This is a genomic window from Parasphingorhabdus pacifica, from assembly GCF_054779195.1.
Window position 1 is genome coordinate 674,911 of sequence record NZ_BAAGYS010000008.1, and the last position, 25,319, is coordinate 700,229.

Sequence of the window (25,319 nt, forward strand, 5' to 3'; positions counted from 1 at the left end):
ACTCATCCCCGTCGGGTTCGTCGAGGCCCGGCGAACCCGAACAGGTAGCCCGCGATCTTACGGATCTGGATCTCTTCGGCACCCTCGGTGATCCGGTATCGACGGTGGTGCCGGTAGATGTGTTCGAACGGAGTGTGCCGGGTGTATCCCATTCCGCCGTGTACTTGCATGGCGCGATCGGCGGCATCGCACACCAACCGGTTTGCCCGGTAGTTGCACATCGAGACCTTGTCGCTGATCTCCCAATGCTGCGTGCGATCGAGTTCCCACGCGGTTCTGCGCACCAGCCCTCTGATCATCTCGGCGTCGGTCTGCAATTCGACCAATGGCCACTGCACGGCCTGCCGAGCCGACAACGGCTGCCCGAACGTGACGCGTTCGCGCGCGTATTCCACGCTTCGGTCGATGCAGTACTGCGCGGCACCCACTCCAGAGGCCGCTTGTCTGATCCGGTTCTCGTGCACGAAGTGCTGGGCGAGCGCGAGCCCTTCACCGACCCGGCCGAAGACCGCCGTTTCGGGCACCCGCACGTCCCGGAGGGAGACCTCGGCGTGGTCGGTGGGCATGTTGAACGTCCACCAGTGGAAGTCCACCGAGAATCCCGGGGTATCGGTGGGCACGATGAACGCGGTGATTCCGTCCGCATCCCCCCCTTCGCCCGAGGTTCGAGCGAAGACGACGTCGTGGGTGGCGGTGTGCATGCCGGAGTTGAACCGCTTGCCACCGTTGATGACCCAATCGGTCCCGTCCTGGACCGCCGTGGTCTCGAGCCAGGTCGCGTCGCTTCCGTGATCGGGCTCGGTCAGTCCGAATCCGATCCGCTTTTCTCGGGTGAGCATGCTTTCGAGGAACTCGGTGCGCTGTTCGGACGTGCCGAAGTCCAACATCATGTGCACGAAGGGGAAGTTCCCGACGACGGAGGACTCGTTCTGCAGATCGTTGTGCAGGCCCAATCCCCCGGCCGCGAGGTGCTCACGGATGAGGGCCATGTCGAAGTTGGTCCCCGCGCTGCCACCGACTTCCGCAGGCAGTCCGTAGCGCAGCCACCCGGCGCGGTCCGCCCGCCGGAACATCTCGCCGAGCAGCGCTTCCCATTCCGGTCTCGGCGTACCACCGTTCTCGAAATCGGTGCGGGCGAACTCGCGCCGGTGGTCGAAGAACCGTTCGTTGTCGTCCTCTTCTTGGAGCGGACTGATCTCGGTGCGGATGAACTCGTCCAGCTCGCCCAGCAGTCGGACCGATTCGGGGGGCAAGTCGAGGTCCATCCGCGCTCCCGTGGAGGTCGATTCGGTCGATCATGCCTCCGCGGAGACACCTGTGTTGATCGTGCAAAACGGTAGGGCGCACGTGTTGGCGAGCACAAGACCCGAACAGTCAGTCTTGACCGTATCGCGGAGTGCGCTCTAGCGTCAGCGGATCACCATGGGGCCACCCGACCGGACTCGGAGGAGGCGGCGGGCAGAAGCCGACGAGGAGGCTGCGTGACCGACGGAACCGAACAACGCGTGGCGTGCACAGTCACCGACGGGGTCGCCGAGGTTCGACTCAACCGGCCGAACAAAATGAACGCCCTCGACGAGCCCATGTTCGAGGAATTGATCGCCACCGGCATCCGCGTCCGGGACGACCCCGCCATTCGCGCCGTCGTCCTCGCCGGAGCGGGCCGTTGCTTCTGCGCGGGACTGGACTTCGACAGGTTCCGCGACATGGCGGGCGGCGCCACCCGTCCGGTCGCGGAGTCCGAGCCGATCGGCCCCGCCCGTGCCACCGGGCAGCAGGCGGCCCACGTTTGGGCCACGGTTCCGGTACCGGTCATCGCCGCGCTGCACGGCGCCGTTTTCGGCGGTGGCCTGCAGATCGCGTTGGGCGCCGACATCCGACTGGTGGCTCCCGACTCCGAACTCTCAGTGATGGAGATCCGCTGGGGCCTGGTCCCGGACATGACGGGCAGCCAGCTGCTTCCAGAACTGGTCGGCCGGGACGTGGCCAAAGAACTGACCTTCACCGGGCGTTCCCTCAGCGGCGAGGAAGCCTCCGCCATCGGTCTGGCGACCCGGGTCGAGGCCGATCCGCTCGGTGCTGCCCGGAAGCTCGCCCTCGACATCGCGGCGAACAGTCCCCACGCGGTGCGGTACGCGAAGCACCTGCTGGAGCTCGCCGGCCGCGTCGGGCTCGCCGAGGGATTCGATGCCGAGCAACGCGCGATCCGGGAACTGATCGCGAGTCCGAATCAGGTCGAGGCCGTGCGAGCCAATCTCGATGCCCGCCGACCGGTTTTCGACGACCCGCCCACGCACGCACGCACAGGAGACCACTTGACCGACAACCCGTTCGACCTCACCGGGCACGTCGCGGTGATCACCGGTGGCAATTCCGGAATCGGTCTCGCCATGGCGGATGCGTTGGCGGCTGCCGGCGCGGACGTCTGCATCTGGGGAACCAACGAGGAGCGCAACGCCGACGCCGCCGAACAGCTCGCCCAGCGGGGCACGAAGGTGCTTCCGTTGCGGTGCGACGTCGGGGACGAGGACCAGGTCGAACACGCGATGGCCGAGGTCGTAGATCGCTTCGGCCGGTTGGACTCGTGCTTCGCCAACGCCGGTGTCGGTGGACGTGGCAGCCGTTTCACCGAGACGGGACTGGACGAGTTCCGCAGGGTCACCAGAATCGACCTCGACGGCGCGTTCCTCACCCTGCGCGCGGCCGCCCGGCAGCTCGTCCAGCAAGGCACGGGCGGCAGCCTGATCGGCACGTCGAGTCTCGCGGCCACACAGGGACAACCACGCGGACAAGCCTACGCGGCAAGCAAGGCCGGGTTGATCGCGTTGATCAAGTCGATCGCCATCGAGTTGGCACGCCACGACATCCGAGCCAACGCGGTACTTCCCGGCTGGGTCAGCACCCCGCTCGCCGATCCCGCCCTCGAATCCGAGGCGTTCCAGCGCCGGGTGCTTCCACGCATGCCGGTCGGGCGCTGGGGAAAACCGTCGGACTTCGGGTCGCTCGCGGTGTACCTGGCCAGTCCCGCCAGTTCGTTCCACACCGCGGACACGATCACAGTCGACGGCGGTTACGCCTCGTTCTGAGTGGGCCGGCGGTCGACCCGTTCGGAGTCGAACGGCGGCCCACATCCGGACGTTCGCCGCGAGCCGGTCAGTCGCCCGCGGGAGGTGGCGGCCAGTGCGGAACGAAGCCGGGGTAGTCCCGGCTCACCCGCATCGGGAACCGCGCCGGGCGCTTCTCGAGGAACGCCGAGACACCTTCTGCCGCATCGGCTGCAGCACCGAGCCGGTCCATGCCGAGTGAATCCAGCCGGTGGGCTTTCCACGGGGAATCCGCGCTGAGCATTCCCCACAACATCTGGCGCGACACCGCGACCGAGATGCTCGAGGTGTTCTCCGCGATCTCGCGGGCCAGCACGCGTGCCGTGGTCAGCAACTCCTCGTCCGGCACCACCCGGGAAACCAGTCCCCCGTCGTGGGCTTCGGCGGCGTCGAATACGCGACCGGTGGCTACCCACTCCATCGCCCGGGACACCCCCACGACTCGCGGGAGAAACCACGTCGACGCCGCTTCGGGGATGATTCCTCGGCGGGCGAAGACGAAGCCGAACCTCGCCGAAGCCCCGGCCAACCGGATGTCCATCGGCAACGTCATGGTCACACCGACGCCGACCGCGGGCCCGTTGATCGCGGCGATCACGGGCTTGCGCGATTCGGCGATGCGCAGCGCGACCGTACCTCCGCCGTCGCGAGTCACCCCGCCGATCTCGCCGATCTCCTTGCGGACCGCGCTGCGCTTGAGATTGGTGTCGGCGTTGAACGTGTCGGCACCGCCCGCGAGATCGGCTCCCGCGCAGAAACCGCGACCCGCGCCCGTGACGATCACCGCCCGGACGTCGTCGTCGGCGTCGGCGGCGTCGAACGCATTGATCAGTTCGGCCCGCATGTTCGTGGTGAAGGCGTTGAGCTTGTCCGGCCGGTTCAGCGTTATCGTCGCGATCCGTTCCGAGATCTCGTAGGAAATCTCCGCGTAGGAACTCATGAAACCGCCCATTTCCCGGTGAACACCGGGGTCGTCTTGTTCCGGAAGGCTTCGAAGGCGTTGGATGTGTCCTCGGTGGCGAAGTTGATCACTTGCGCGCGGGCTTCGTTCTGCAGGGCTTCGTGGAAGCTCTGGTCGATTCCCTCGTTCAGCAGCTCCTTCGTCTGCGCCACCGCCACGGGTGGAGCCGCGACCAGCTGGTCGGCGAGTTCTTCGACGAAGCCGTCGAGTTCGTCGGACGGCTTCACCCATGTGGCCAACCCCAGGGACAGGGCCTCTGCGGCGTCGACGAAATCCCCGAGCAGCGCGAGGCGCTTGGCCTGCTGCATGCCGACCAACCGCGGCAGCAACCACGATCCCCCGAAGTCCAGAGACAAGCCGCGTTTGGCGAAGATCTGCGAGAAGCGGGCGTCCTCGGCGGCCACCACGAAATCGCACCCCAGCGCGAGGTTCCAACCCGCGCCCACCGCGACCCCGCGAACTTTCGCGATCACAGGTTTCGGCAAGTCGTGAAGACCGGTTGCGATGTCGTTGATCCACCGCATCCGATCGAGCGGGTGATCGCCGCGCTCACCGCTGAGGTCGGCTCCGGAGCAGAAGTCCCCTCCCGCGCCGGTGATCACGACGGCGCGTACCGCATCGTCGTCGCGCACACCGCGCAGTGCGTCCTGCAACCCGCGCCACGCCGTGTCGTTCAGCGCGTTCTTGCGGTCAGGCCGGTTCAGCGTGACCGTGACGACCGCCCCGTCACGGGTGACAACGACCGGTTCGGTCGGGTCGGTCTTCTTGTCCGTCACTTCGTGATTTCCCCTCGCTTGTTCAGAGACCGAGCAGGTCGGCCAGCCGTGCACGCGTTCGTTCGGTGCCGCCGAGCAACAGCTCGGAGGTCTTGGCACGCTTGTAGTACAGGTGCGCGTCGTGCTCCCACGTGTAGCCGACCCCGCCGTGGAGTTGGACGGTATCGGCAGCGGCTTCGAAGTACGCGGGGGCGACGAACACCTGGGCGCTCGCCGCGGCGAGCGGCAGTTCCGTCGGATCCTCGTCAGCGACCCGGGCAGCGTGGCGAACCATGGCCAGCGACTGCTCCGAGGTGCAGTACATGTCCGCGCACGCGTGTTTGACCGCCTGGTACGACCCGATCGCCCGACCGAACTGGACGCGCACCTTGGCGCAGTCGACGGTCATCTCCAATGCGCGCCGCATGCCCCCGACGCTCTCGGCGAGCAGCGCGATGGTGCCGAGGTCGTTCACCCGGAACCGCACTCCCGACGCGTCCTCGGTTTCCAGCATCCGTGCGGGAACGGAAGCGAAGTCGAGTCGAGCCAGCCGCCGGGTCGGATCGAGTGCGTGCAACGGGCTCTTGACCAAACCGGGCACCCCACCCGGCACGAGGAACCAGCCGCCGCCCCGTTCGGTTCGGGCGTACACCAGGACCATGTCGGCTTCCTGTCCCGAAATGACCGGTGCTGTGCGCCCTTCCAGGACCCACGTGCCCGCCTTCCACGACGCGGTGACGCCGTCTCCGCTCCCCAGGACTCCCCCGGCGACCGCTGCGACCAGCCGACCGGAGACCAGCTCCGGCAGCAGCTCCGCTTGGGCGTCACGGTCCTGGAGTTCGAGCAGCGTGTCCACCGCCAGCACACCCGAAGCGAGAAACGGGCTCGGCACGAGGGCGCTTCCCAGCTCCTCGGCGATCAGGCAGCGCTCCACCTGACCTGCTCCTGAACCGCCGTACTCGTCCGGAACAACGAGGCCGACCAGGCCGAGTTCCCCGGCCATCCGGAGCCACAGGTCGCGGTCGAACCCGTCCGCGCTGTCCATCACCTGCCGGATCCGGTCGCCGGCGGCGTGTTCGGCCGCGAACTTGCGAACCCCGGCTTGCAGTTCCTCCTGCTCTCGGTTCAGCACCAGCTGCACGTGTCCTCCTCGGAACCGTGGGAGACCGTCGGCGGAATTGACGGTGGAGATCTGGCTATTCGTCGTGTTGAGTGCCCACCCGCAGATCGCGGAACGGGACTTCTCGGTCCACCTGTGGTTCCTTCGGAAGGCCGAGGATCCGTTCGCCGATGATGTTGCGCTGGATTTGGTTGGTCCCGCCCGCGATACTCGAGGCCGGTGCCGCCTTGATCGCGGTGGCGAGTTCTTCGGCACCGACGTCCTCGGCATCCCACGCCACCGCGTCCGACTCGGCGACGGCTCCCGCCACCTGAACGGCGTGGGAGCGCAACAGCGCTCCACGCAGTTTGGCGACGGACCCGCGCGCACCGGGAGGTCGGCCGGCGTTCGCTTGCTGCACGAGCCGCGTGTTGAAGAGTTCCAGCGCACGCTCGTGCGCGTAGAGCTCGGCGAGTTTTTCGCGCGCGGTGCCACTGGTGTCCTTGGATTTCGCCAGTTCGGACAGGTTTCCGAACGAGAGCGGATCGTCCTTGCGTCTCGTCCCGCCGCCGATGGACACGCGCTCGTGCCCGAGCATGGTGACGGCAGCCTGCCACCCCTGCCCCACCTCGCCGAGTACGTCGGCGACCGGGACGCGTACCTGGTCGAAGTAGACCTCGTTGAACGGCGCGTGCCCCGTCATGTCGTACAACGGCCGCACGGTCACCCCGGGCGCGTGCATATCGACGACGAACATCGTCAGACCACGGTGCTTGGGCACGTCCGGATCCGTTCGCGCCAGCAACGCGCCGAAGTCCGACCACTGCGCGCCGGAGGTCCACACCTTCTGCCCGCTGACGACCCAGTGGTCGCCGTCGAGCTCCGCTCTGGCCTGCAGACCGGCGACATCGGATCCCGCTCCCGGTTCGGAGAACAGCTGGCACCAGATCTCGTCACCGCGCAGCAAGGGCGGCAGCCATCGCGTCTTCTGCGCGGCGGTGCCGAGGTCGACGAGGGTCGGCCCGCACATACCGAGACTCACCATGAACGGAGACGTCGGCAGTTCGTAGTGGGAGGCCTCCTGCCGGAACACCTGCTCCTCCGCGGCCGTCAGGCCTTGACCGCCGAACTCGGCGGGCCAGGTGATGCCTGCCAAGCCCGCATCGAAGAGTGCGGCTTGGAGCCGTTTGGCCCCGCTCAGCAATCCTTCCGGAGTCACGGATTCCGGCGCGTCCGGGCGTGCTCGACGAGGAAGGACCGCACCCTCGCCCGGAAATCGTCGATCCGCTCTTCTAGGGCCACGCTGTGACTCCTTTCGCCTCGGTGCGTCCTCGCGCCGAGCTTTAGCGATCACTCGTTAAATTAGCACCGGGTAGACACGTATCCAAGACTTCTCGAGCACCGCAAGACCACCAACGACCCGGAGCGTTGATCATGACCGAGACCGAGTACAGACAGCCCCGGTTCCAGCCACCGGCCGGGGCCACCGAGTTGTTGCTCATCCGCCACGGGGAATCGGAACCGGCCCGGCAAGACCGTCCGTTCGCCCTCGTCGACGGCCAGGGTGACCCCGAACTGGCCGTCGACGGCCGGGAGCAAGCCAAGCTCGTCGCCGACCGGCTGGCCGGCGAAGCGATCGACGCGGTGTACGTGACCACCCTGCGGCGGACATCCCAGACCGCCGAACCGTTGGCCGCACGGCTCGGCATCACACCCAGCACCGAAGCCGACCTCCGCGAGGTCCACCTCGGGGCGTGGGAAGGGGGCCTCTTCCGCCGGATGACAGCGGAGAACCACCCCATCGCACAACGGATGCGGGCCGAGGAACGCTGGGACGTCATCCCCGGAGCCGAACCCTCCGCCGACTTCGCCGCACGGGTCCGAGCGGCCGTCCGACGGCTGGCCACCGACCACCCGGGCAGACGGATCGCGGTGTTCACCCACGGTGGTGTCATCGGCCAGGCATTGGCGTCGGCCACCGGTTCGAGACCATTCGCGTTCCACGGAGCCGACAACGGTTCGATCTCGCATCTCGTCGTCAGCGGTGAATCATGGACCCTCCGCCGGTTCAACGACACCGCCCACCTCGAAGCCTCGATCAGCTCCACCGCGGCACCGTTGAGTTGAGCAACAGGACGCACTGGCTCCCTTGTCTCATCCGGTGGGGGCCAGTGCGCGCACCGTCCAGCGGGATCGTCCGGCCCCGCCTGTGGGTCACAGCAGTTCCAGAATCGTCGCGTTCGCCTGTCCGCCGCCCTCGCACATGGTCTGCAGGCCGTAACGCGCCCCGGTACCGACCATCTGGTGGACCATCGTGGTCATCAGCCGTGCACCGCTGCCACCCAGCGGATGTCCGAGTGCGATCGCTCCGCCATGGGGATTCAACGACTTCACATCCGCGCCGATTTCGGCGAGCCAAGCCAGCGGTACCGGCGCGAACGCCTCGTTGACCTCGAAGACACCGATGTCGTCCACTCGAATTCCGCTGCGTCGCAATGCCTTGCGGGTCGCCGGGATCGGTGCGGTCAGCATGATCACCGGGTCGTCACCCGCCAGGACCGCGGTGTGCACACGTGCGACCGGGCGCAGCCCGAGCTCGGCCGCCTTCTGGCTGGTCATCATCAGCAAACCGGCCGAACCGTCGCTGATCTGAGAGCTGTTGGCCGGGGTGATGACACCGTCCTCGCGAAACGCGGGATTGAGGCCGGCGAGCTTCTCGACCGTCCCGCCTCTACGAATGCCCTCGTCACGGTTCACCACGTCGCCGTCGGGCGTGGTGACCGGGACCAGTTGACTGTCGAACGACCCGTCGTCCTGCGCGGCGGCGGCCTTCTCGTGCGAGGCGACGCTGAACTCGTCGAGCTGGGTCCTGGACAATCCCCATCGCTCGGCGATCATCTCCGCGCCGATGCCCTGGTTGGGGCGCTTTCCGTCATAACGCCGCAACATCCGTTCGTCGAACGGATCCGCGCCCTGCGAAGCGGCGCCCATCGGGACCCGGCTCATGGATTCGACCCCACCGGCGACCACCACGTCGTAGTGCCCGGCGACGAGTCCGGCCGCAGCGAAGTGCACCGACTGCTGGGAGGACCCGCACTGCCGGTCCACAGTGACACCGGTGACGCTCTCGGGCCAGCCCGCGGCCAGCACCGCGTTCCTGGCTATGTCGAGCGTCTGTTCGCCAACCTGCCCGACACAACCCCAGATCACGTCCTCGACCTCGGCCGGGTCCAGCTCGTTGCGTTCGGTCAGGCCCGTCAGTACCTGAGCGGACAGGTCCACCGGGTGCACCGTCGAAAGCGCACCGTCGCGCTTGCCTACCGGCGTCCTGGCCGCGTCCACGATCACTGCGTCTCGCACTGTTCCTCCTTCGTCGTCAGCCACGTGGCCGACCGTTCTAGATCGGTTCCGCCGAATCGAGGTAACGCGGGTTGGCCACCGCGAGTTTCGCGGTCACGTCGGCCAGCACGGCCGCGTACACCTCCGGCATCCGGTCGTCCAGATTTCCGTCCCTGATGGACAGTGCGAACTCGGCTTGGTCGCGCTGCCCGAGTGCGGCGAGGCGCTGCTCGTGCTCGGCGAGCGGTTGCTCGCCCGCTTCGAGTTCGCGCCGGACCTGCGCGAGCGAGTTGATGGCCACTCGGGTGTGGAAACCGACTCGTCCATCGAGACTCGCGAGCACCTCGGATTCGAGGAATTCGCGTATCGCCTCGACGAGTTCGACCGATGTGGGGCGGTCGTGGAGCATCTCAGTTCCCCCTCGAGATGGCCGGTTTCCTCCCGCTACCCGCCGGGTCCAGCATTCTGATCAGGTCGTACTCCTGCTCGCAGACCCGCCGGCCGATCGCGGCGAGTTCGACCGAACGCTGCCCTCCGGACAGGTGGCGGTGCGCTTGCCGCACACACATCACGCCCCAGCGCAACGTCGCGAAGACCATCCACCAGTGGAGGGCCGACTCGGCCACCTCGCGGCCGCCTGCCTGCTCGTAGGCAGTCACCAGCTCCGCGTACGACCCCATGCCACCGACGGGACGGGATCCGCCGAAGCGCCACGCCTTGGCGCACAACCAGCCCAGGTCCTCCAACGGGTCACCGGTGTGCACCAGCTCCCAGTCCAGGACCGCCCGCACACCGCCGGGGTCGATGATCAGATTGCCCAGCCGGAAGTCGCCGTGCACCATCGAGGGCGCGCCCGATGCGGGTGGGCGTTCTTCGGTCAATCGGCGAAACGCCAACTCGAAGGCCGGGTGCGGCTCGGCCAGTTCGTCGTACTCTGCCAACAACGACTCCAGTGGGTCATCATGCACATCGGCTGCGATTCCCGCCGGTTCCATTGCGTGGATGGCAGCCAGGATCTGTCCGCATTGCTCGGCGAAACATTCGCGGGCAGGTGCATACTCGGGTTCGCGCAGGATCCGACGCGGGATCGTCTCACCCGGCACGTGATCCATCAGGATGTAGGCCGCACCCAGCTCGGCGGGAGATTCGGACCAGGCGATCAGACCGGGTTCGGGAACTCCGCGCGTCCCGGCGGCTCGCAATGCCGCTGCTTCCCTGATCAGAACATCAGGGCGCGGTTCGGTCGGGGGATCGCGCCGGAGCACGAACCGGCGTCGCTCTCCGGACGGAAGATCGGCCACCAAGGTCCACGTCTCCCTACTGGCGCCGCCGGAAAGTCGGTCCAGTACGGAAACTTCGACCGGCTGTCCCCAGCAACGGGTCAGCAGCTCACCGAGCGCGCGCGCCAGGTCCTCAGTCATTGGCGGACCCTGTCTTCGGCGCGGTGTACTTGGCCTTGAGCTTGCCCTTGACCAGCTTACCGGTGGGGGTTCGCGGGAGTTCGTCGACGAAATCGACGGTGCGGGGCGCCTTGTAGTGAGCCAGTTGCCCCCGGACGTGATCGAGCAGGGCGCGTTCCAACTCCGGACCGGGACTGGTCCCCGGAGCGGGTTGCACCACCCCCTTGACCGCTTCGCCCATCTCCTCGTCCGGCACCCCGATGACGGCGACGTCCAGAACGTCGGGATGCAGTGCCAGCACGTCCTCGATCTCCTGAGGGTAGATGTTCACCCCGCCAGAAATGATCATGAAGGCTTTCCGGTCCGTGAGGAACAGCGAGGCCTCTTCGTCGAGGTAGCCGATGTCGCCCGTCGTCGTCCACGTGGGCTGCTCCGGATGCCGGGCCTGTTCCGTCTTGACCGGGTCACCGAGGTATTCGAACGTCGCGTCCTCGCGTTCGAAGTAGACGGTGCCGATCCGTCCCGCAGGCAGCTCGGCTCCCTCGTCATCACAGATGTGCACCACGCCCAGGCCCGCCTTGCCCACCGACCCCGGCTTGTTCAACCATTCCCGGGAATCGATGAAGGTCATCCCGACGCCCTCGGTAGAGGCGTAGTACTCGTAGAGAATCTTTCCCCACCAGTCGATCATCGCGCGCTTGACGTCGACCGGGCACGGCGCCGCGGCGTGCACCGCTACCCGATGACTGGACAGGTCGTGCGCGTCGCGCACGTCGGCAGGCAGCTTGAGCATCCGGATGAACATCGTCGGCACCCACTGGCTGTGGGTGACGCGGTACTTCTCGATGGCACGCAGCGCCTCTTCGGGGTCGAACCGCTCCATGATGACGACGGTTCCGCCGAGTGCGTGCGTCGTCGCGCCGTATCTCAGCGGGGCGGCGTGGTAGAGCGGCGCCGGAGAAAGGTAAACGGTCTCCGGCCCGAATCCGTACAACGCCGAGAGCAACTGGACGAGCGTGTCCCCCGGCTCGTCCACTTGGCGATCCGGAATCTCCGCCCGGATTCCCTTGGGACGCCCGGTGGTGCCGGAGGAATACAGGAGGTCTGCACCCCTTGGCTGGTCGGCCGGGGGCTCGCCGGAGGCCGCCGACAACGCTGCCTCGTAGTCGGCATAGCCTGCCACGGGTTTCCCGTAGGCCAGTCGCACGCGGACACCGGACGCGTCGTCGAGGACGCCGCGAGCCAGATCGTCCAGGGTGCCCGATACCACGAGCGCCGCCGCTCCGGAGTCGTTGAGGATGTACGAGACCTCCGGCGCGGTGAGATGACTGTTGACCGCCGTCAGGTACATCCCCGATCGGACCGCGGCCCAGTACACCTCGTAGGCCCGGATGGCGTTGTCCGTGAGCAGTGCGACCACGTCCCCCTTGCGCAGCCCCGCAGCGATGAGCATGTTGGCCAGTCGAACCGAGCGCTCTTCCAGTTCGCCGTAGCTCAACATCGCTCCGGATCCGGCCATGATCACCGCGGGGCGATCCGGGTGGGCGGCGGCATGCTCGCCTGGGTACATACGCTCCTCCTCAATACGCGGCGACATTGAGACTGGCATCACACCCAGAAACGGTCAACATCGACCGTTACTTGTGCGGCGTTACGCTGACCCCGTGGCAGAGCCCGACATCGCATCCAGATCACGACAGGAACGCACCGCCGACAGCCGCGCACTGATCCTCGATGCGGCGGTGGAGTGCTTGGTCGAAAACGGCTACGCCGGAGCTTCCACACTGGCGATCCAGGCGAAGGCAGGCGTCTCCCGGGGAAGACTGCTGCACCACTTCCCGTCTCGGGAGCGACTCCTGGTCGCAGCGGCCCAACATCTGGCCAAGCACCGGCTCGCCCAGACCGAGCAGCAGGTCACCCACGCGCTCGCCGGCGAACCCGAAGGACCTGCCCGGGTCTCCCGCCGCATCGAACTGCTGTGGGAAACCTTCCAGGAACCGTACTTCTGGGCCGCGATGGAACTGTGGACAGCAGCCCGCACCAACCCGTCACTGGCTGACGCGCTGCGCCCGGAAGAGCGCCAGCTGCGTGGCGCCATCCGGGCGGTCTCCGATCGGATCTGGGGACCCGTGGTGCGCGAACACCCGCTGTACGAACAACTGCGCGAACTCCTGTTCACCAGCATGCGCGGAGTCGCACTGGCCTACGCCTTCGAAGACCGGCCCGCGGCCACCGACCCGCATCTCGACCTCTGGAAGGACCTCGCTCACCGCATGCTGTTCGAGCAACCGCAGCCGGGCTGAACCGCCGACCCGGGTCACTGCCCGCCGACCCGGCCACTGTCCGCCGGCCTGTACGCGGCGAGCCCGGGGGCGCGAAGTCTCAGCGAGGCGCCATCCGGATGGCACCGTCGAGACGGATCACCTCGCCGTTGAGCATCGGGTTCGACACGATGTGCTCGGCGAGCGCGCCGTACTCGTCGGGTGCGCCGAGTCGCGAGGGATGCGGCACTTGTTCCCCCAGTGACGCCTTCACCTCCTCGGAGGCGCCCGCCAGCAGTGGCGTGTCGAAGAGCCCGGGAGCGATCGTGACGACCCGGATCGAATGATCGGCGAGGTCACGCGCGACCGGCAGGGTCATACCGACCACCCCGCCCTTCGAGGCCGCGTAGGCCGCTTGGCCGACCTGGCCGTCGTACGCCGCGACCGACGCGGTGTTGACGAGCACTCCGCGCTCTCCGTCGATCGGGTCGTGGGAGAGCATCCGCTCGGCAGCCAACCGGATCACGTTGAACGTGCCGATCAGGTTGATGTTGACGATCTTGGCGAAAGCCTCGAGCGGGAACGGTCCCTTCTTCTTGCTCACCACACGCAACGCGTTGCCGGTCCCGGCGCAATTGATCGCGACCCGCAGTGGACCGATCTCGTCGGCCACATCCAGCGCGGCACTCACGGCCGCCTCGTCCGTGACATCGGCAGCGACGAAGCGGGCGGACGAGCCGAGCTCTGCGGCAACCTGCTCGCCGTTCGACGTCGGCAGATCCGCCAAGACCACGGAAGCGCCGGCATCCACCAGTCGACGTGCCGTGGCCAGACCGAGTCCGGACGCGCCCCCGGTTATCAGAGCGACGCTACCCGCGATGTCCATGTGCCCTCCTCGGAATCGTGCAGTCAGTGGTGACTGTTTACTGCACGGGCAGGCACGGCCACAAGGGTTCGACAGTCAATGTTGACTGCGGGCGGGGCCGCGGCCAGTATGAGATCGAGCACAGCAATGCCGTGGCTCTCCACCCCGCAGTCACCTCAATGCCGAGGAAGCCCATGCCTGATGCCTCCGTTCCACGCGACCGCACGAGCGGGCGCGGAATGACGATGAGCGACCAGTTGGCCCGGCACGCCCGCAAAACCCCTGACGAGTTCGCGCTGGTCTTCGAACGCACCCGGCGGACCTACCGCGAACTGGACAACCGCGTGACCCGCCTCGCCAACGCGCTGAGCGCCCGCGGCGTCCGGCCCGGAGATCGAATCGCGGTGATGGCGCTGAACTCGCTCGAGGTGATCGAGGTTTACCTGGCCTCGGTCCGCCTCGGGGCGATCTGCGTACCGGTCAACTTCCGGCTCGTGGCCGGCGAAGTCACCTATGCGTTGTCGGACAGCGGTGCCGTCGTCGCCATCACCGACTCGGTACATGCCGAGACGATGGCCGGAGCAGGGGCGAACCTCCCCGCCGTCCACACGTTCTTCGTCTTCGGCGACGACGGCGACCCAGGCGAGCACGGCGCCGAGGACTACGAAGAAGCCATTCGCACCGCCTCGGGCACGTACGTCGAGATCGATGTGGACAGTCACTCGCCCGCGTTCATCATGTACACCTCCGGCACCACCGGCCGCCCCAAGGGGGCCGTGCTCAGCCACCACAACCTGCTCATGCACGCGTTCAGCACGATGGTTCACCTCGGCACCCCCAACGACGACCGCGTCGCGCTGTCGGGTGCACCGCTGTTCCACATCGCCGGACTGTCCGGCATGACACCATCCCTGCTCACCGGCGGCCTGTTCGTGATCATGCCCTCGGGGAGGTTCGACCCGGCGGCGACGGTCGATCTGCTGGAGCGTGAGGGCGTCTCCGGCTGCTTCTTCGTTCCGGCGCAGTGGCAAGCGATCTGCGCGGTGCCCGGAATCGCCGAACGCGACCTCTCCGCCCTGCGACGGGTCTCGTGGGGAGCGGCACCCGCGCCGACCAGCCTGCTCAAGAAGATGATCGAGACGTTTCCGCACGCCGCGGTGGTGACCTCGTTCGGTCAGACCGAGTGCAGTCCGGTCACCACGATGCTCCGGGGCGAGGACGCGCTGCGAAAGATCGGCTCGGTCGGCACGCCCATGCTCAACGTCGAGGTGCGGATCGTCGACGAGGAGATGAACGACGTGCCACAGGGCGAAGTCGGCGAGATCGTCTACCGCGGGCCGATGGTCATGCAGGAGTACTGGGGCAAGCCGCAGGCGACGGCGGACGTGTTCGCGGGCGGTTGGTTCCACTCCGGCGACCTTGTCCGACAGGACGAAGAAGGGTACTTCTACGTCGTCGACCGCAAGAAGGACATGATCATCTCGGGTGGGGAGAACATCTACTGCGCCGAGGTGGAGGACATCCTGGGCGGACACCCGCAGGTTGCCGAAGTGGCCCTGATCGGCGTCGCCGATCCGAAGTGGGGCGAGACCCCGCTCGCGGTGGTCGTTCCGGAAGACCCGGGCGCCGCCCCGACCGAAGAAGAACTCGTCACCTGGTGCCGTGAACACATGGCGGCGTACAAGTGCCCACGCCTGCTCCGAACGGTCACCGAACTGCCGCGCAATCCGAGCGGGAAGATCCTCAAGACCGAACTCCGCAACCGGTACGGCGGATCAGACGCGGCCTGATCCCGAAAGGGGTGGTGCCGTCACTCCTGAAACGCGGCCCCACCGCTTTCGCTCATCCGTCCGACTCTGGAACGGGTTTCGAGCCACCCCGCCGACTCGCCGAACAACTTGCGCGCCTGCTCGGGACTCGGACGAACGAACGTGCCTTCCGATTGAACCAAGAGCCGTTCCGGCTCCTCGGCGGTAGCAATACCTGCTTTGGCCTCGCCCCTACCCGAACCGTCCACACCGGACATTTCTCCGGTGATGCGCAGCGGAGTCTGCAACGGAACCGGTCGGCGGTACTTCACCGAAAGCCGGACGGTCATGCCCGGATGCCCGTCCGCGGCGTTGGCATGGCCGAGGATCTGATCCAACAGCATCGCGCTGACCCCACCGTGGACGTAGCGGGGCGGGCCCTCGTAGATCAGCCCCAACGTGCAACTTCCCACCGCCACACCGTCCACCATCTCGACCCACATGGGCGGTGCGATCGGGTTGCCCAGCCCGATCGCGGGGTTGTACGTCCGGTGCACCGGCATGTTCTCGTCGGCCGAGGGCAGCTCGTCGCGGGTGCGAGTCGCGACCGCCAGCGGCCCGACGCATTCCCGGACCTGAGCGGCAACCCTGGCCAATGTGTCGACGTCGACCTCCGTGGACACGGCGGCCTCGTTGAGGTCCCGCAACGCCGCCCCCAGTTCGGCCGCCGCGCGACGCCGATCGGCCGACTGCTCGTTCGGATCGCTCACTCGCCCCGCCAAACCGGTTGCCGCTTCTCCGCGAACGCTCGGGCACCTTCCTGCGCATCGGACGATGCGAACACCGGGGCGACGATCTCCGCTTGGGAGCTGAATGCCTCGGCATCGGTCCACCTGATCGCCCCGGATACCACCTGCTTCGTGGCTCGCACCGCGAGTGGGCCGTTGGCCGCGATTCGCGAGGCCAGTTCGCGTGCCTCGTCGAGCGCTTGCCCCGGTTCGGCCAATGAATTGATCAAACCGTGCGAGTGCGCGGCGTCCGCCGTCAGGGGATCACCGGTCAACGCCAGCTCCATAGCCAGCTGATACGGCAGCGCCTTCGGCAGCCGGAGCAGGCCCCCTGCTGCCGCAACCAGTCCGCGCTTGACCTCGGGTAAGCCGAACTTGGCTTCCCGTGAAGCAACGATGAGGTCCGCGCTGAGTGCCAATTCGCAGCCACCCGCCAGGGCCCAGCCTTCGACGGCGGCTATCAGCGGTTTGCTCGGCGGACGCTCGGTAAGGCCTCCGAACCCGCGCCCGGGCACCGAAGGACGTTCGCCACGGGTGAATGCTTTGAGGTCCATGCCCGCGCAGAAGGTGCCACCGGCTCCGGTGAGGATTCCGGTGACGATATCCGGCCGGGATTCCAACTCGTCCACGGCGGACGCGATCGCCTCGGCCACCTCGCCGTCGACGGCATTGCGAGCCTCCGGTCGATTGATCGTGATCACGGCGATGCCGTCAGCGAATTCCGTCAGGACGCTCTCACCCACGCGGTTTCCTCCCGTTCAAGACCGACCGGCACCGTGCCCGGAGAAGGTACTTGCAGCCTCTCCCACCCGTGAAAAACAGTCAAGGCCGACCGTTCGTGTCATGCGGCCGCGAACCATCGCGCGACATCGTCGGTCGTGCGCCACACCCGGCCGGCCCCCTCCAACAGCACCAGGTGGGCCAACGACTCCCGCACGGCAAGCCGCATCTGGAATTCCGCCATCATCTCGAACGGGCGGGACCAGCTCAGCCGCGTCGTCAGCTCCCAGCAGCTGCTCCCCGGATTGGCCATCACGGTCTTCTCGATCTCGGTGAGCCGGTCGTCGTGGTGTCGCATCAACGACTCCGCCCGTTCCCGCAAGCCGCTGAACCGGTACTCGTGGCCGGGAAAGACCTCGCCCGCCTCGATGTCGGAGACCCGCCGGAGGGAGTCCAGGTACCTGCCGAGCGGATCGACCAGTTGCCGAGGCTGCACCGAGATGTTCGGGCTGATACGCGGCAAGACATGGTCGCCGGAGAGGAGTACACCGAGCCGACGCTCGAAGAAGCACAGATGCCCGGGGGTATGACCAGGCGTCCACACCGCCTGCAGGTCCCATCCGGGCAGGTCGACCCGTTCATGGTCCTCGATCAGCACGAACGGATCCCGCTCGGCAAGCAGTTGCCTGCTCTGAGGCGAACCGACGTGCGGGCCACCGATCACCACGTCCGGAGCCCCGGTCCAGCGCAACTGCGCACTCGACTCCTCGGCCATCGACTCGATCGTCGACTCGTCGAGGCGCACGAGCTCGGCATCCGCCGGATGCATTCCGATCCACGCCCCCGACTCCGCCCGAACCCGGGCCGCGAGGCCGAAGTGGTCCGGATGCGTGTGCGTGATCAGTACCGCGCGAACATCGACCGGCTCGTATCCGACCTCCCGAAGCCCCGACACCAAGGTCGACCAGGCGTCGTCGCTGTCCCATCCGGCATCGACGATCGCCACCCCGTCGGGCAGCTCGAATGCGTAAACCAGGACGTAACGCAGCGGACTGTTGGGAATCGGAACAGGAATGGACCACAGACCGTCCCGAACCCGCTCCACCGGCGGCAGGACCCGGTCGCGCCAAGCCTCCCGCTGCGCGAGACCCGTCACCTCCACTGGAATCCCCTTTCATTCGATCCATCCATTAGTACAGCTAACTTCTCCGTGGCCCGCCCCGTAGTGACTCACGCAACAGCTCACGCAGGGCGGCGGAAGGGGATCGTGGTTCGCCCGATACCGGGCCCGGCACCCGAAGCGGGCCCGGTACGAGAAGCGGGCTCGGCACCGGACCCACGGATCGGCGCTCCGGACGCAGTGCGTTCGAACGCCCGCCACGGCTATTGTGTGCGATGTGGATTTGCGGCTTGTGGAGTACTTCGTCGCCGTCATCGATCACGGGAGCATCACCAAGGCCGCTCGGGCGCTCTACGTCGCCCAACCGTCGCTTTCACAAGCTATTCGCTCGCTGGAACGTCAGCTGGGTGTGGAGCTGTTCGACCGCGTCGGGCGCAGGCTGGTTCTGACCCAGGACGGTTCGGCCTTCGTCGAACCCGCCCGTCGCATCCTCAACGACATCGATCGCGCCCGAGACACCGTCGAAGACGTGCGCGAGCTGCGCAGCGGACGGCTCGACATCGCCGCGCTGGCCACCCTCGCGGTTGATCCGCTGCCCGCGCTCGCCGGCGCGTTCCAGCAACGACACCCAGGCACGCTGCTCAACGTCATCGACCCCGGCGGATCGGCAGGAGTTGTCAACCAGGTGCGGCGGGGGGAGGTCGAACTGGGATTGACCGACCTGCCGCTGAACAGCGACTACCTGCGGAGCAGCCGGTTGGGCAGCCAGGAGATCGTTCTCGTCCTCCCTGCCACGAGCGCCACCGAACTCCCCGACCCCGTGCCGCTGGCCGACGTGGCCGGGATTCCGCTCGTCATGGAGTTCTCCGACACGGCCACGCGCACCCTCATCGACGAAGTCCTGCAGGACGCGGTACATCACGTGGCCGTCGAGTGCGGCCACCGGCAAGCCGTGTGGCAACTCGTCTCCCACGGAGCAGGGGCGACGTTCCTCCCCAGGAGCCTCGCCGAGAACGAACTCGAGGGGGTCGTTCTCCGTTCCACGGTGCCGGAGATCCACCGGGAGATCGGGCTGGTCTGTCGGCCGGGGCCCCTGTCACCTGCGGCCGAAGCGTTTTGCGCGGTCGCCGGGATCAGCCCGCCGGCGCCCCGGAACTGACGAGTTCGAGGAACGCCCTGCCCGCGGGGGACAGCACTGACGGGTCGTACACCACGCCGTAGGCTCGGTTGATCGGCGGGTCGACGGCGCGCGCCACCGCACCACGCCGCGCCGAACGTTCCGCCCTGGATCGTTCCATGATCGTCCCACCGATACCCGCCAGGACGAACGGGAGGATCGCCTCCCGGTGCTGGACCACCGCCGAGGGACTCGTGCGTTTGCCCGCCGCGCTGAGAGCGCGCTCCACTTCGGTGCGCTGGGAAGCGCCCTTCGGCACGATCACCAGCGGCAGGTCCGGCAGCGCGGAGAGCGGCAACGGGTCGTGTTCCGGGAGTTCGGTATCCGGCGGCAACACCAACCAGTACTCGTGCACGCCGAGCTCGCACACGTCCAAACCCGCGCTTGCCGCCGGCAGGTGGCAGATCACCATCTCGCAGTGGCCTTCGTGGATCAGCGACGCGCACGAGTCCCCGTCTTGGCACTCTCCCAGCCTGACCGACACGTTCGGATACCGTTGCCGAAACCGCCCCACCAGCGGCGCCACCGGGTGGGTGGCCAACGCTGGTGCGGTGTGAATGTCCAGCCGCCCGCGGGGAAGGCCCGCCGCGTCCACCATGGCTCCCTCGGCAGCCACCATGTCCCGCAGGATCTGCCTGGCCGGTCCGACGAAAGCCCGGCCCGCCGAGGTCAGCACCATGCCCCGACCGATCCGGTGGAACAGATCGACGCCCAGCTCCCGCTCGAGCGTGCGGATCGCCTGGGAGACGGTGGGCTGCGCCAGGCGCAAGGCGGTGGCCGCCGCGGTGATCCCGCGGTGGTCGACGACCGCGAGGAAGTACTCGACCTGGTGCAGCTCCACAGCCACGAAAATAACCCGTAGCTCTCGGTGGTCGCTGGCGAGCCACCCATCAAGCCCGAGCGGCGAACGAGGTCCGGAGCACAGGGATCACCGCGGAGCCATCCGCACCGCACCGTCTAGGCGGATGGTCTCCCCGTTCAGATACCTGTTCTCCACGATCGAGCGTGCCAGCTCTGCGAACTCGGACGGCTGTCCGAGACGGGCCGGATGCGGCACCGATTCGGACAACGACTCCCGGACGTCCTCCCGCAACCTCCCGAGCAACGGTGTGTCCATGATCCCGGGCGCGATGGTGCACACCCGGACCGACCTGCTCGCGAGGTCCCGTGCCGCGCACAACGTCATGCCGACGATGCCCGCCTTGGACGTGGCGTAGGGCAGCTGCCCGATTTGCCCCTCGTAGGCGGCCACCGAAGCGGTCAGCACGATCGCACCGCGCTCGTCGTCGACCTCCTCGTGCTTGGCCATCCGCGCGGCACCGAGACGCAACGCGTTGTACGAGCCGATCACGTTCAGTCGCAACACGTCCTCGAACGGCTCGAGCGGTGCCGGTTCCCCTTCGCGGTCGAGCAACCGGAGCGCGCGACCACGGCCGGCGCAGTGCACCAGGGCCCGCAGGCCGCCACGCTGATCGGCAACGTCGAGCGCCGCGGCGAACGCGTCCTCGTCAGTCACGTCGGCGGGGACGAACCGAGCCGCCGACCCCAGTTCACGTGCCCGCTGTTCGCCTTCCGAAGCCGGCAGGTCGATCAACACGACGTGCGCACCCGCGTCGACCAGCTCCCTCGCGGTCGCCAGCCCGAGCCCGGAGGCACCGCCGGTGACAGCGGCCGAAACTCCCTCGACACGCATCGAAAACCCCCTCCGATCAGAGATCGAGCGACTTGGCGACGATCGTCTTCAGTACTTCGGTGGTGCCGCCGAAGATCCGGGTCACCCGCGCGTCCGCGTACAACCGGGCGATCCGGTATTCCCGGATGTAGCCGTAACCGCCGTGCAACTGCAGGCAACGATCGACCACTCTGGACTGCAATTCGGTGCAGAAGATCTTCACCTTCGCCGCATCCGCTCCGGTGAGCACACCTTGGTCGTGTTCTTCCAAGGCGCGGTCGAGCAGCGCGCGGCCCGCTTCGATCTCGGTGGCGCATCCGGCCAGCTCGAACTTCGTGTTCTGGAACGAACTCACCGGAGTGCCGAACGCCGTGCGTTCCTTGACGTAATCGGTGGTCACCTCCAGTGCCGCTTCCGCGGCCGCCTGGGCCGCTACCGCGATCCCCAGTCGCTCCTGCCCCAGATTGCCCGCGAGGTAGCGAAATGCGGCACCTTCCTCGCCCAGCAGATTGCTCACCGGAACCCGCACGTCGGTGAAGGCCAGCTCGGCGGTGTCCTGCGCCTTCAACCCCAGTTTGTCGAGGTTGCGCCCCCGCTCGAAGCCCGGCATGTCCGTTTCAACCACCAGTAGCGACAGCCCGTCACGGCGACTCTCACCGCGACCGGTCCTGGCGACGACGATGACGAGATCGGCGTTCATACCGCCGGTGATGAAGGTCTTGGCTCCGTTGAGCACGTAGTGGTCGCCGTCGCGGCGAGCCGTCGTTGCCATGCCGGCCAGGTCCGATCCCGTACCGGGCTCGGTCATGGCGATCGAGCTCATCAGGCGCCCGTCGGCCAATCCCGGCAGCCATCGCTTCTTCTGCTCTTCGGAGCAGTATTCGACGAAGTAGGGGACGACGACGTTCATGTGCACCGAGAGGCCACCCAGCGACACACCGGCGCGGGCGGTTTCCTCGCTGACCACCGCGTTGTACTTGAAGCTGTCCGTGCCGCCGCCCCCGTGTTCCTCCGGGACCTGCAGGCCGGGGATCCCGAGCGCGCCGAGCTCGTTGAACACTTCCCGCGGCACCAGCCCGGTCTCCTCCCACTCGGGGAAGCGGTCGACGATCTCCTTCGCCAGAAAGTCTCGGACCACCTGCCGGAACTCCTCGTGGTCCGGGCCGTAGACGGTACTGCGCATTCGTTCGCTCCTGGTAATCGTCGGTTGCCGGCTTTAGGCGCGCTTGGTCACAACAGTTCGAGGACCGTCGCGTTGGCCATCCCGCCCGCTTCGCACATGGTCTGCAGGCCGTACCGGATGCCGTTGTCCCGCATGTGGTGCGCCAACCGGGTCATGAGCACCGCACCGGACGCGCCGAGCGGATGGCCGATGGCGATGGCGCCGCCCAACGGGTTGAGGTATCGCGGGTCGGCTCCGGTTTCGGCCAACCAGGCCAGCGGCACCGACGCGAACGCCTCGTTCACCTCGAAAGCCCCGATGTCGCCGATCTCCAGTCCCGCTCTGCGCAGGACCTTCGCCGTGGCCGGCCACGGTGCCGTCAGCATGATCACCGGGTCGTCGCCGACCACCGCCGTGCTGTGGACGCGCGCGATCGGGCGCAACCCGTGTGCACGCGCGTTCTCGCTCGTCGTGATCAGGAGCGCGGCCGCCCCGTCGGAGATCTGGGAGGAGTTGCCCGCTGTGATCGCCCCATCGGTCTTGAAAGCGGCTCGTAATCCCGCGAGCGTCTCCACGGTGGTCCCACGCCGGATCCCCTCGTCCGTCTCGAGAGATGCGGGAACCGGTGCGAGTTGAGCGTTCAGCGCTCCGGAATCGATCGCCGCGGCGGCCCTCTCATGGGATCCGGCCGCGAGCTCGTCGAGCCGCTCGCGCGAAAGCCCCCACTTCTCGGCGACCATCTCGGCTCCGAGACCTTGGCTGAATCCGGTGTCCATCCCGAACCTGTCGAGCACCGTCCTCCCGTACGGGGTCCCTTCTGTTCGATCAACCCCCATCGGGACCCGGCTCATCGACTCCACGCCACCTGCGACGACGAAGTCGTTCTGACCCGCGACCACCGCGGCGGCAGCCGCGTGCACGGCCTGCTGGCTCGAACCGCAGCGCCGGTCGACGGTGGTCGCGGGCACGCTCTCCGGCCATCCGGCGGCGAAAACCCCGTTGCGACCTATGTTGGCGGCCTGATCGCTCACCTGACTGACGCATCCCCACACGACATCGTCGATCTCGCCGGGATCGATCCCGGTCCGCTCACCGAGCGTCCGCAGCACGTGGCCGGACAGGTCGACGGGATGGGTCGCGGCGAGCGCGCCGTTGCGCCTGCCCACCGGTGTCCGAACCGCGTCGACGATGACGGCGTCCCTCATCACTCTCTCCCAACGCTGCGGAATTACGAGCCTCTTGCGGCGAGCGAAGCTCCTGACCACTCGGTGCGCCCAGTGAACGCGAGCCGGAAGAACTCCGCAGGCATCCGAATCAACCAGCCTGCGCTCGCCCGCACAAAGACCGGGAACGGAACAGCGCGATAGGCGGATCCTCTATACCGAATCGCGGAGTTGTCTGCGCAGCAGCTTTCCGGTGTCGGTTCGCGGCAGCCGGGTGGTGAACTCGATCCGTCGGGGAACCTTGAACCCACCGAGGAATTCGCGGCAGTGCTCGGTGAGGCGCCTGGCCAGGTCCACGTCGGGGGTTTCCTCGCTCACCGGTTGCACGATCGCCAGCACCGACTGGCCCCATTCCTCGTCGGGCTCGCCGATGACGGCGGCATCAGCCACAGCCGAATCCTGAAGCAGCACCGATTCGACCTCCGCCGGGTAGATGTTCACCCCGCCGGAGAGAATCAGATCGGTTCGGCGGTCGTGCAGGAACAGCCAGCCGTCCTTGTCGACGTACCCGACGTCACCGGCGGTCACGAAGTCACCCCTGGTGCTCTCGGCCGTCTTCGACTCGTCCTTGAAGTACTCGAAGTCGGAGATGCCACTGCGGAAGTACACCGAGCCGACCTCGCCGGCACCGAGACGGTTCCCCGCCACATCGAAGATGCGCACTTGGGCCCCGGGCAGCGGGTAACCGACGGTGCCGGGTTTCCGAAGCCACTCGGACGAGGTGGCCGCGGTGGCCGACCCTTCGGTCGCACCGTAGAACTCGCTGAGCACCGGCCCCAACCATTCGATCGCGGCTTGCTTGACGTGCACCGGGCAGGGTGCCCCCGCGTGCACGACGCTCGCGAGGCTCGACGTGTCGTACTTCGCCCGCACCTCGTCGGACAATCGCAGCAACCGGTGCAGCACCGTCGGCACGGTGAACGTCGTCGTCACCCCGTGCTCCTCGATGAGTCGGAGAACGTGTTCGGGCTCGGGTCGTCCGCCGATGACCACCGTGTGGCCGAAGTGCAGCGCGATTGTGGAGAACGTGCCGGGCGCGGCGTGGTAAAGCGGTGAGAGCACTAGGTGCACGCCCTCGCCGGGGCGGATACCGAGCCGCTCCATGAAGTCGAGGTGGTACTGGCCCACTTGCGGTCGTTTTCCCGTGATCGACCGGCGAACGCCTTTGGGGCGGCCGGTGGTACCGGAGGTGTAGAGCATCACCTGGCCCGCTACGACATCCTGCGGCCGAACCCGCCCTCGGCCGGTGAACAAGTCCTCGTAGGTACGCCAACCAACGGCACCCCCTACGGCGAATCGGTTGTGCGGTGGGACCGCGGACAGCGCGGATTCGCCCAGTCCCGTCAACGTGCGATCGACGATCAGCATCCGAGCTTCGCTGTTCTGGACGATGTACTCGACCTCCGTGGCCGCCAGGTGGTGGTCGACCGGGGTGAAGTGCAGACCGCTCTGCCAGGTGGCCAGGCGCAGCTCGAAGTACTCCTGCCCATTGTGGACCAATGCAGCCACGCAGTCCCCGGTCCGCAGTCCGGACGAGCGCAACGCGTGCGAGAGCTGGTTGACCCGTTCGGCCAACGTCGCGAACGAAACCACGGCGCCATCGGAGCAGATCAAGGCCGCTCGCCGTGGATGAGTGCGCGCCACCTCGAAGAAATCGACCAACTCCGGAACGCGGGACTGGACGGACAATGTGGAGCCTCCTTCAGGCGGGCAGCGCTCGGAGCCGCGGCACGCGATCTCGCCGCGTTGGAGAACGCACGCCGCTCGAATCGACGGCATCGGCCGAGGAACGCCCGGTGTGGACGAGCCATCCACGAAGTCCGCGAACGAACGGGTGAATGCGCGCAACGCGCGCTCTCCCGACACGAGCATTGAACGAGTTCCGGATCACACCGTCAAAGACACCTGCGTGAACACACCCATAG

The 25,319-nt window shown here is 67.3% G+C and carries 23 protein-coding genes; 5 read left to right on the forward strand and 18 right to left on the reverse strand.

The window, feature by feature from the left end; all coding sequences use genetic code 11:
• Positions 1 to 2: 2 nt before the first annotated feature.
• Entirely contained in the window at positions 3 to 1,265 is a 1,263-nt protein-coding gene (locus ACYVAN_RS14865) for an acyl-CoA dehydrogenase family protein (RefSeq protein ID WP_460959899.1), read from the reverse strand.
• Between the two features lie 216 nt (positions 1,266 to 1,481).
• Here ACYVAN_RS14865 and ACYVAN_RS14870 point away from each other — a divergent pair, with 216 nt between their 5' ends.
• Positions 1,482 to 3,086, forward strand: coding sequence for a crotonase/enoyl-CoA hydratase family protein (locus tag ACYVAN_RS14870; protein WP_460959901.1), 1,605 nt, complete (start codon positions 1,482 to 1,484; stop codon positions 3,084 to 3,086).
• Between the two features lie 67 nt (positions 3,087 to 3,153).
• Here the strand turns inward: ACYVAN_RS14870 and ACYVAN_RS14875 are convergent, their stop codons facing one another.
• Genes ACYVAN_RS14875 through ACYVAN_RS14890 form a run of 4 tightly spaced genes read right to left on the reverse strand, consistent with a single transcriptional unit; the run spans position 3,154 to position 7,138 of the window.
• Positions 3,154 to 4,044 carry an enoyl-CoA hydratase-related protein gene (locus ACYVAN_RS14875; protein WP_460959903.1) on the reverse strand — a complete coding sequence of 297 codons (891 nt, stop codon included), beginning with the start codon at positions 4,042 to 4,044 and terminating at the stop codon, positions 3,154 to 3,156.
• Positions 4,041 to 4,841, reverse strand: coding sequence for an enoyl-CoA hydratase/isomerase family protein (locus ACYVAN_RS14880; RefSeq protein ID WP_460959905.1), 801 nt, complete (start codon positions 4,839 to 4,841; stop codon positions 4,041 to 4,043). The genes ACYVAN_RS14875 and ACYVAN_RS14880 overlap by 4 nt, the downstream gene beginning before the upstream one ends.
• Before the next feature lie 22 nt (positions 4,842 to 4,863).
• Positions 4,864 to 5,961, reverse strand: a complete 1,098-nt coding sequence (locus tag ACYVAN_RS14885; protein ID WP_460959907.1) for an acyl-CoA dehydrogenase family protein — start codon at positions 5,959 to 5,961, stop codon at positions 4,864 to 4,866.
• Between the two features lie 55 nt (positions 5,962 to 6,016).
• Positions 6,017 to 7,138, reverse strand: coding sequence for an acyl-CoA dehydrogenase family protein (locus tag ACYVAN_RS14890; RefSeq protein WP_460959909.1), 1,122 nt, complete (start codon positions 7,136 to 7,138; stop codon positions 6,017 to 6,019).
• Positions 7,139 to 7,353: 215 nt separating this feature from the next.
• Here ACYVAN_RS14890 and ACYVAN_RS14895 point away from each other — a divergent pair, with 215 nt between their 5' ends.
• The gene (locus tag ACYVAN_RS14895; RefSeq protein ID WP_460959911.1) at positions 7,354 to 8,046 is read left to right on the forward strand and encodes a histidine phosphatase family protein; all 693 of its coding nucleotides are present in this window, start codon (positions 7,354 to 7,356) and stop codon (positions 8,044 to 8,046) included.
• An 87-nt stretch (positions 8,047 to 8,133) separates the two neighbouring features.
• Here the strand turns inward: ACYVAN_RS14895 and ACYVAN_RS14900 are convergent, their stop codons facing one another.
• From ACYVAN_RS14900 to ACYVAN_RS14915, 4 genes are read right to left on the reverse strand one after another with little or no spacing between them, the layout of a single operon-like run.
• The gene (locus ACYVAN_RS14900) at positions 8,134 to 9,279 is read right to left on the reverse strand and encodes a thiolase family protein (RefSeq protein ID WP_460959913.1); all 1,146 of its coding nucleotides are present in this window, start codon (positions 9,277 to 9,279) and stop codon (positions 8,134 to 8,136) included.
• 37 nt (positions 9,280 to 9,316) lie between these two features.
• Positions 9,317 to 9,667: a DUF6285 domain-containing protein gene (locus ACYVAN_RS14905; RefSeq protein ID WP_460959915.1), complete on the reverse strand. Its 351-nt coding sequence runs from the start codon at positions 9,665 to 9,667 to the stop codon at positions 9,317 to 9,319.
• A 1-nt stretch (position 9,668) separates the two neighbouring features.
• Positions 9,669 to 10,679, reverse strand: a complete 1,011-nt coding sequence (locus tag ACYVAN_RS14910; protein WP_460959917.1) for a phosphotransferase family protein — start codon at positions 10,677 to 10,679, stop codon at positions 9,669 to 9,671.
• Positions 10,672 to 12,228 (reverse strand): acyl-CoA synthetase, encoded by a 1,557-nt coding sequence (locus ACYVAN_RS14915; protein WP_460959919.1) that lies wholly within the window; start codon positions 12,226 to 12,228, stop codon positions 10,672 to 10,674. Before ACYVAN_RS14915 ends, ACYVAN_RS14910 begins: the two co-directional genes overlap by 8 nt.
• A gap of 94 nt (positions 12,229 to 12,322) precedes the next feature.
• Between ACYVAN_RS14915 and ACYVAN_RS14920 the strand changes: the two genes are divergently transcribed.
• Positions 12,323 to 12,961 (forward strand): TetR/AcrR family transcriptional regulator, encoded by a 639-nt coding sequence (locus tag ACYVAN_RS14920; RefSeq protein ID WP_460959921.1) that lies wholly within the window; start codon positions 12,323 to 12,325, stop codon positions 12,959 to 12,961.
• A 79-nt stretch (positions 12,962 to 13,040) separates the two neighbouring features.
• Here the strand turns inward: ACYVAN_RS14920 and ACYVAN_RS14925 are convergent, their stop codons facing one another.
• Complete coding sequence (locus ACYVAN_RS14925; protein WP_460959923.1) at positions 13,041 to 13,805, reverse strand: 3-hydroxyacyl-CoA dehydrogenase; 765 nt, start codon at positions 13,803 to 13,805, stop codon at positions 13,041 to 13,043.
• Between the two features lie 224 nt (positions 13,806 to 14,029).
• Between ACYVAN_RS14925 and ACYVAN_RS14930 the strand changes: the two genes are divergently transcribed.
• The gene (locus tag ACYVAN_RS14930) at positions 14,030 to 15,574 is read left to right on the forward strand and encodes a long-chain-fatty-acid--CoA ligase (protein WP_460959925.1); all 1,545 of its coding nucleotides are present in this window, start codon (positions 14,030 to 14,032) and stop codon (positions 15,572 to 15,574) included.
• A 20-nt stretch (positions 15,575 to 15,594) separates the two neighbouring features.
• Here ACYVAN_RS14930 and ACYVAN_RS14935 read toward each other — a convergent pair whose 3' ends face one another.
• The 3 genes from ACYVAN_RS14935 to ACYVAN_RS14945 all read right to left on the reverse strand — a co-directional run bounded on the left by ACYVAN_RS14935 (position 15,595) and on the right by ACYVAN_RS14945 (position 18,202).
• Positions 15,595 to 16,302: a PaaI family thioesterase gene (locus ACYVAN_RS14935; RefSeq protein WP_460959927.1), complete on the reverse strand. Its 708-nt coding sequence runs from the start codon at positions 16,300 to 16,302 to the stop codon at positions 15,595 to 15,597.
• The gene (locus ACYVAN_RS14940; protein ID WP_460959929.1) at positions 16,299 to 17,063 is read right to left on the reverse strand and encodes a crotonase/enoyl-CoA hydratase family protein; all 765 of its coding nucleotides are present in this window, start codon (positions 17,061 to 17,063) and stop codon (positions 16,299 to 16,301) included. The genes ACYVAN_RS14935 and ACYVAN_RS14940 overlap by 4 nt, the downstream gene beginning before the upstream one ends.
• Positions 17,064 to 17,161: 98 nt before the next feature.
• Complete coding sequence (locus tag ACYVAN_RS14945) at positions 17,162 to 18,202, reverse strand: MBL fold metallo-hydrolase (protein WP_460959931.1); 1,041 nt, start codon at positions 18,200 to 18,202, stop codon at positions 17,162 to 17,164.
• 235 nt (positions 18,203 to 18,437) lie between these two features.
• On the opposite strand from ACYVAN_RS14945, the gene ACYVAN_RS14950 reads away from it, so the two are divergent.
• Positions 18,438 to 19,319 carry a LysR family transcriptional regulator gene (locus ACYVAN_RS14950; RefSeq protein ID WP_460959933.1) on the forward strand — a complete coding sequence of 294 codons (882 nt, stop codon included), beginning with the start codon at positions 18,438 to 18,440 and terminating at the stop codon, positions 19,317 to 19,319.
• Here ACYVAN_RS14950 and ACYVAN_RS14955 read toward each other — a convergent pair.
• The 5 genes from ACYVAN_RS14955 to ACYVAN_RS14975 all read right to left on the reverse strand — a co-directional run bounded on the left by ACYVAN_RS14955 (position 19,294) and on the right by ACYVAN_RS14975 (position 25,083).
• Positions 19,294 to 20,178, reverse strand: a complete 885-nt coding sequence (locus ACYVAN_RS14955; protein ID WP_460959935.1) for a LysR family transcriptional regulator — start codon at positions 20,176 to 20,178, stop codon at positions 19,294 to 19,296. The genes ACYVAN_RS14950 and ACYVAN_RS14955 overlap by 26 nt on opposite strands.
• 87 nt (positions 20,179 to 20,265) lie before the next feature.
• Complete coding sequence (locus ACYVAN_RS14960) at positions 20,266 to 21,030, reverse strand: SDR family NAD(P)-dependent oxidoreductase (protein WP_460959937.1); 765 nt, start codon at positions 21,028 to 21,030, stop codon at positions 20,266 to 20,268.
• Between the two features lie 16 nt (positions 21,031 to 21,046).
• Positions 21,047 to 22,192 (reverse strand): acyl-CoA dehydrogenase family protein, encoded by a 1,146-nt coding sequence (locus ACYVAN_RS14965; protein WP_460959939.1) that lies wholly within the window; start codon positions 22,190 to 22,192, stop codon positions 21,047 to 21,049.
• A gap of 47 nt (positions 22,193 to 22,239) precedes the next feature.
• A complete protein-coding gene (locus ACYVAN_RS14970) occupies positions 22,240 to 23,376 on the reverse strand; it encodes a thiolase family protein (protein WP_460959941.1) in 1,137 nt (378 codons plus the stop codon).
• A 171-nt stretch (positions 23,377 to 23,547) separates the two neighbouring features.
• On the reverse strand, positions 23,548 to 25,083 hold the full coding sequence (locus ACYVAN_RS14975) for an AMP-binding protein (RefSeq protein ID WP_460959943.1): 1,536 nt from the start codon (positions 25,081 to 25,083) through the stop codon (positions 23,548 to 23,550).
• Positions 25,084 to 25,319 lie beyond the last annotated feature (236 nt).

Bases quoted from the DNA above. Each gene is read 5' to 3' on its own strand.
- ACYVAN_RS14865 (WP_460959899.1), bottom strand. From the start codon at position 1,265: ATGGACCTCGACTTGCCCCCCGAATCGGTCCGACTGCTGGGCGAGCTG.
- ACYVAN_RS14875 (WP_460959903.1), bottom strand. From the start codon at position 4,044: ATGAGTTCCTACGCGGAGATTTCCTACGAGATCTCGGAACGGATCGCG.
- ACYVAN_RS14895 (WP_460959911.1), top strand. From the start codon at position 7,354: ATGACCGAGACCGAGTACAGACAGCCCCGGTTCCAGCCACCGGCCGGG.
- ACYVAN_RS14905 (WP_460959915.1), bottom strand. From the start codon at position 9,667: ATGCTCCACGACCGCCCCACATCGGTCGAACTCGTCGAGGCGATACGC.
- ACYVAN_RS14910 (WP_460959917.1), bottom strand. From the start codon at position 10,679: ATGACTGAGGACCTGGCGCGCGCGCTCGGTGAGCTGCTGACCCGTTGC.
- ACYVAN_RS14915 (WP_460959919.1), bottom strand. From the start codon at position 12,228: ATGTACCCAGGCGAGCATGCCGCCGCCCACCCGGATCGCCCCGCGGTG.
- ACYVAN_RS14925 (WP_460959923.1), bottom strand. From the start codon at position 13,805: ATGGACATCGCGGGTAGCGTCGCTCTGATAACCGGGGGCGCGTCCGGA.
- ACYVAN_RS14930 (WP_460959925.1), top strand. From the start codon at position 14,030: ATGAGCGACCAGTTGGCCCGGCACGCCCGCAAAACCCCTGACGAGTTC.
- ACYVAN_RS14960 (WP_460959937.1), bottom strand. From the start codon at position 21,030: ATGCGTGTCGAGGGAGTTTCGGCCGCTGTCACCGGCGGTGCCTCCGGG.
- ACYVAN_RS14965 (WP_460959939.1), bottom strand. From the start codon at position 22,192: ATGCGCAGTACCGTCTACGGCCCGGACCACGAGGAGTTCCGGCAGGTG.
- ACYVAN_RS14970 (WP_460959941.1), bottom strand. From the start codon at position 23,376: ATGAGGGACGCCGTCATCGTCGACGCGGTTCGGACACCGGTGGGCAGG.